The sequence below is a fragment of the Mogibacterium sp. CM50 genome (genome assembly GCF_000293155.1).
Classification (GTDB): Bacteria; Bacillota; Clostridia; order Peptostreptococcales; family Anaerovoracaceae; genus Mogibacterium; species Mogibacterium timidum.
Genome location: NZ_ALNL01000035.1, coordinates 118,134 through 124,133 on the forward strand (window position 1 = coordinate 118,134; position 6,000 = coordinate 124,133).

Genomic DNA, 6,000 nt, shown 5'->3' on the forward strand with positions numbered 1-6,000 from the left:
GGTATAAGCGAGGAGGAAAGATGAAAATAGGGTTTATCGGATCAGGAGTTATGGCTAATGCAATGATAGGTGGTATCATCAAGTCCGGTTTGTGTCAGGCGGATGATATTATCGGTGCAGCTCCTACTGAATGCGGAAGAAACAGAACTAAAGAGCAGAATGGTATAGAGGTTACAGCCGATAACCTGGAGGTAATAGACAAGTGCGACGTGGTCTTCCTTTCGGTCAAGCCACAGCACTACGCCCCTGTAATTGCTGAGATCAAGGAGCATGTCAAGGCTGATCAGCTATTCATCTCGATAGGCGCAGGCATAACCTTGGATTATCTCAAGAAGGCTTTTGATGACAAGGCTGTCAAGATTGTGCGCGTTATGCCGAATACTCCGTCTCAGGTAGGTGCGGGTATGTCCGCTGCGTGCCCTAATGAATACGTAACTGAAGATGAAGCGAAGCTGGCAGTTAGCATACTTTCTGCGTTCGGCAAGACTGAGGTAGTGCCGGAGAGTCTGTTTGATGTAGTGACGGGTATCAGCGGCAGCGGTCCGGCATATGTGTTCCTGTTCATAGAGGCGCTAGCTGACGCAGCAGTTATTGGTGGAATGCCTAGAAGACAGGCGTATGAATTTGCAGCTCAGACAGTATATGGATCAGCCAAGATGGTCATGGAAACCGGCAAGCACCCGGGAGAGCTCAAGGATATGGTGTGCTCGCCTTCAGGAACTACTATCGCAGCAGTACGTGCTCTAGAGGCTAATAACTTCAGAAGCGCAGTGCTGGAGGGAGCAAATGCGGCAACGGAGAGATCTGCGGAGATGAGGGGATAAATTATTAAACTTAATATTGTGTCATGTATTGAGGCATATAAATGAAAAAAATTATCTTAAAGAATTTTTTATAAACTGTAATAATTAGCCCTCAAACCCCTTGAAATACAAGGATATTTGCAAGAGAACGGATTGAATTTACTACCAATTTACTACTTTTGAGGAAAAAGCCTTGATGTACTGTAAAAACTCTTGCGAACAAAGGTGTTTTACCACAGATGCCATAAGGCATGTTGCAAGGATCAAAATTAAATAGGAAATCGTAAAAGCGGTGATCTTTCGCTTCTATAAAGGAAGCATAAGAACACCGCTTTTTTCATGCCCATGTTACGAAGTAGAAGCAAATCAGGGTGAAATACAAGGCTTTCAGAGAACGATTTTGACAAAGTAAAGGGAATATACCTTTTTCCTCAAAATCGCCTTTTAACTGCGTAACAAATAAAAAATGAAAGGAGTTAAGATCATGGCAGTTTTCAGAGTAGAGAAAAACAAGGGATACACCGTCATGAGCAATCACCACCTGCGAAATAAGGAACTGACCCTAAAGGCGAAAGGCTTACTTTCTCAAATGCTGTCGCTTCCGGAAAACTGGGACTATACCCTTGCGGGACTATCCCATATCAACAAGGAAAGCATTTACGCCATTCGTACTGCAGTCTTGGAGCTTGAAAAAGCGGGATATATCAAAAGGTTGCAAGGCAGAGATGAAAAAGGAAAAATGACAGCCATTATCTATACCATTTATGAGCAGCCGCAAAGTCCGGTATTGGATTTACCGGTATTGGAAAATCCAACATCGGATAAGCCGATATTGGAAAAACCGAAAGCGGATAAGCCGATATCGGAAAATCCAACGCAATTAAATAAAGATATACAAAATACAGATCTATCAAAAAAAGAAGAAAGAAATAAAGATGGATTAAATACCGATTCCATTCCTATCTTTTCCCCTGACCCCTCTCCTTTGAGTGAGCGGGATCCATTACCCGAAAAGAACGGAAAGGAACAGAAAGACGCCTACAAAATCTATGAGGAAATTATCAAGGACAATATCGAGTATGAACACCTCATAAGTACAAAACGCCTTGACCGTGATCGCATCGATGAAATCCTTGACCTCATTCTTGAAACTGTATGCAGCAAAAGAAAGAAAATCCTGATTGCAGGTGATGAATACCCTGCGGAGCTTGTAAAGGCAAAATTCATGAAGCTTGACAGCAGCCATATTGAATTTGTCCTTGACTGTATGCAGGAAAACACCACAAAGGTAAGAAACATCAAGCAGTATCTAAAGGCGGTGCTTTTTAACGCTCCGTCCACTATCGGAAACTATTACACCGCTCTTGTTAATCACGATATGTACGGAAGAAATGACTTCTAAAGGAGAAAACTTATGAAACAGGGAGCCCTTATCTTTGATGAATACCGCGATCGCTATGACATCCGTTTTGACATCGCCGATTATTACGGCGGGCTCCACTGCGGGGACTGTCTGGAGGTATTTACCCAAGGAAAGTGGAAGCCTGCCAGAATGGAATACGGCGATAACTGGTACCTTACAGGCATACGCACCGAGGACTTAAACGGACTTTTGGTACGGATTTAATTGATATAGCCGCAAGAAGCGAAGAAAGGAGGACGAGATTTGCAGGATGAAACAAACGAAAAAGTGATTGCCTTGTATATCAAGGGCGGAGACCTTCCTGTTATACAAAAGGCGTTTTTTAGAAACTTAATTGCTTTTTTCGTTGCCTGTGGGATTTTAATGAAAAATCGTGAAAAAATTGTTTTTCCAAAGGGCAGAGGTTGGATTGACCTTATGGCAAGGCCTTTTTTTGGACGGCAGGTATATTTGCAAACTTTTATGCCGTTGACAACCTTGTGGTAAGTGATGCGTCAATATTAAATAAACTTTCGCCATTTTTTGTGATACTGTTTTCCTATATTCTGCTCAAGGAGAAGATGAAGCCTTTTCAGGTCTTTTGCGTGTTCATGGCTTTTGTGGGAACCCTTTTCGTAATAAAACCCGGTGCCTCCGGCATGCCTCTGATTCCTTCTCTTGTGGGACTTTTCGCGGACTGTGTGCGGGGATTGCATATACATGCGTTAGAAAACTGGGACTGTAGGGCATCAGCGGATCGTTTATAGTTCTTTTCTTTTCAGGTTTTTCATGCTTGATATCTCTGCCATTTATTGTGATGAACTTTGCACCGATGACAATCATGCAGACGGTTATTTTGATTATGGCAGGTGTGGCAGCTGAAGGGGGACAGTTTTTCATTACCATGGCTTACTCCCATGCCCCGGCAAAGGAGATTTCAATATACGATTATTCACAGATAATTTTTGCAACGGTGCTGTCGTTCTTCGTACGGGGACAGATTCCTGATCATTTGAGCTTCATCGGATATGGAATAATTATAGGTGCATCCGGCATCATGTTTATATATAACAATAAGAGGGTCAGTAATTAGCTTTTTTGAAGTAATTTAGCAATGTGAATTATGAAATGGTGAATTGCAAAATAAATTATTGCAAACAAGACGGAAGTCTGAATTATAAAAAAATAAATAAATGTGGACTTATGTTCGTTTAGTGTGGTACATTGATGCGAATAGAGGAGTAAGATAATCTTATATTACTTAATATGTGTCGGCAAAGTTTCAGTTTAGTTGACATGAAATTTTAGGAAAGGAAAAGAAGGAAATGAGAATAAGAGCAAAGAAGGTAAGTACCCTGTTTCTGTCGCTAATGCTTCTAATTAGCGGTTTTTCAGGATTTTTTACCGGAAACGAAGTGTTTGGGGGAACCGGAGTTGACCGTGTAAAAACAAAGATTACCAGGTTTGAAATCAAAGACCATAATGGTGGCACTATACCTCCGGGACAGCCACTTGGATACTGGAATAAGTTCCGTTTGGACATGGATTGGGATGCCAGCATGTACGGAGCTGAATTAAAGGAAAACGACTATTTTACTATTACGTTGCCTAAGCAATTTATATTTCCGAAAGATGGTCCATATGTGAATTTTCCACTCTATGTACCGGGTACAAATACCGTAATAGCCAATGCGCATGTGGACTCTAAAGGCGAAGCAGGCGGCGGTACGGTAAAGGTCACCTTTACGAAGTATGTAGAGGGGAAGGATAATATAAGAGGGAACTTATTTTTAGAAGCGACCTTTGCACATCATAATATTAATGCCGGCGGACAAAACACCATAGTTGTAAGCATCGGAGGAGTTTCTACACAAGTTGATATTAACATAGGACCAAAACCGACGCTTAACGATGAAGTATTCACTAAGTGGGGAGAAAAAGTAAACGGTAACGAAAATCAGGCACAGTGGGTACTTCGTATCAACCACAAAAAAGGAGATTTCTCCAATGTGGTAATAAGAGACGAACTCTTTGTCAGTTCCGGAAATCTTCCACCGGGAATCCATTATCTTCCTGAAAGTTTTGAGTTGAAGGAAGTGGAGATGGATGCCTATGGTTGTGTAACAAAGGTTGTTAAGACATATACCTATAACGATTTAAAGAAATATTTAACGTTTTCTAACGGTAAGACAAAATTTGAATTTGAATTCAGCAAACTGCTTGGCAATACAAAAGGCAAGCAGTTTAGAATGGGATATAAATCCACATATATTCCTCAGCTTATGTTAAAAAACAAATCTTATTTTCAAAGTAAGGGGAATAACTACGAATCGGACAGTTATTGGGTGAACTCCCAAGCAGGCGGTAGTGGACAGGGCGACCTAATTCAGAAGATCAAAATCATTAAGATTGACGAAGAAAATAATGAAATAAGACTGCCTAACGCTGAATTCAAGATTACTAATGTTGCAGATGGTTCACACTTTACTCTGACAACAAATGCTCAGGGAGAGGCTGTCTCAAATAAATTAAAACCCGGAAAGTATAAAATCAAAGAAACAAAGGCCCCTGTTGGATATGTCCTCGACCCTACAGAGCATGAAGTGACTGTAGTGGCGGGAGAAGCACTGTTCTGGACAGGAAAAAATAAGAGAAGCAAGGTAAATATTCCTGTAACCAAGATATGGAAAGATGGAGATAACCAGGACGGAAAACGCCCGGATAGTATAAAAATTCAGCTTCTGGCAGACGGACAGGAAGTAGCAGGGAAGACGCTAACTTTGACAAAAGATAATAACTGGACAGATAGCTTCAAGAACCTTGACGAATATAAAGGTGACAAGAAGATAAATTACACGATAAAGGAAGTTAAAGTTGAAAACGGTTACACCAGCGTTACCACAGGTTCGGCAGAAAACGGATTCAAGGTAACAAATACAAGAGAACCTGAAAAGACTAAAGTAGAAGGTGAGAAAACCTGGGATGACGCAAATGATCAGGACGGAAAGAGACCAAATGAAATAACGGTAAATCTTCTTGCAAACGGAAAGAAAGTAAAGGAAGCTAAGGTTACTAAAGATACTAACTGGAAATACAGCTTTACCGACCTTGACAAGTACAAGGACGGTCAGGAGATAACGTACACCGTAACAGAGAATGAGGTAAAAGACTATACCACTAAAATCGAAGGTTATAAGATCACCAATAGCTACACGCCCGGAAAAACAAGTGTAACCGTAACTAAGAGCTGGGAAGATGCAGATAACCAGGACGGAAAGCGTCCAAGCAGCATCAAGGTGCAGCTGTATGGAAATGATAAAAAAGTAGGAGAAGAAGTAACGCTCAACGAAGGAAATAGTTGGACTCATACATGGGCAAAGCTTCCAAAGAACGCAGCAGGAATACCTATAAAGTATACGGTAAAAGAAGTAGGGGAAGTAGATAATTACACCACATCGTATGGTGAAGACAGCCAGGGCAATATAATCATCACTAACAAGCATGTACCTGAGAAGACCAAAGTGGAAGGACAGAAGACATGGAGTGATAATGATAATCAAGATGGAAAACGTCCGGAGTCAATTACGGTAAATCTTCTGGCTGACGGCAGGAAGGTGAAGGAGGTTAAGGCTACAGCAGCTACCGACTGGAAATACAGCTTTACCGATCTTCCGAAGTATGAAAACGGAAGGGTGATTAAGTACACTGTAACGGAAAACACCGTAGATGACTACAATACCGAGATAGAAGGCTATGATATCAAAAATAGCTATACTCCTGAGGAAACCTCTGTAA

The 6,000-nt window shown here is 41.2% G+C and carries 7 protein-coding genes; all 7 read left to right on the plus strand.

The features are described 5' to 3' along the window. Positions 1–20 precede the first annotated feature (20 nt). Positions 21–824, plus strand: a complete 804-nt coding sequence (proC, locus tag HMPREF1152_RS05355; RefSeq protein WP_009644142.1) for a pyrroline-5-carboxylate reductase — start codon at positions 21–23, stop codon at positions 822–824. A 463-nt stretch (positions 825–1,287) separates the two neighbouring features. Further along, positions 1,288–2,205, plus strand: a complete 918-nt coding sequence (locus HMPREF1152_RS05360) for a DUF6017 domain-containing protein (protein ID WP_009644119.1) — start codon at positions 1,288–1,290, stop codon at positions 2,203–2,205. 12 nt (positions 2,206–2,217) lie between these two features. After that, positions 2,218–2,430 carry a DUF5348 domain-containing protein gene (locus HMPREF1152_RS05365; protein ID WP_009644077.1) on the plus strand — a complete coding sequence of 71 codons (213 nt, stop codon included), beginning with the start codon at positions 2,218–2,220 and terminating at the stop codon, positions 2,428–2,430. 39 nt (positions 2,431–2,469) lie between these two features. Then, positions 2,470–2,712, plus strand: coding sequence for a hypothetical protein (locus HMPREF1152_RS09030; RefSeq protein ID WP_009644052.1), 243 nt, complete (start codon positions 2,470–2,472; stop codon positions 2,710–2,712). Next, a complete protein-coding gene (locus HMPREF1152_RS10060) occupies positions 2,706–2,972 on the plus strand; it encodes an EamA family transporter (RefSeq protein ID WP_242822279.1) in 267 nt (88 codons plus the stop codon). Before HMPREF1152_RS09030 ends, HMPREF1152_RS10060 begins: the two co-directional genes overlap by 7 nt. A 47-nt stretch (positions 2,973–3,019) precedes the next feature. Then, positions 3,020–3,298, plus strand: a complete 279-nt coding sequence (locus HMPREF1152_RS09885) for a hypothetical protein (protein ID WP_242822280.1) — start codon at positions 3,020–3,022, stop codon at positions 3,296–3,298. A gap of 232 nt (positions 3,299–3,530) precedes the next feature. After that, the coding region (locus HMPREF1152_RS05375) for a Cna B-type domain-containing protein (RefSeq protein ID WP_009644134.1) at positions 3,531–6,000 on the plus strand (2,470 nt) is incomplete at its 3' end.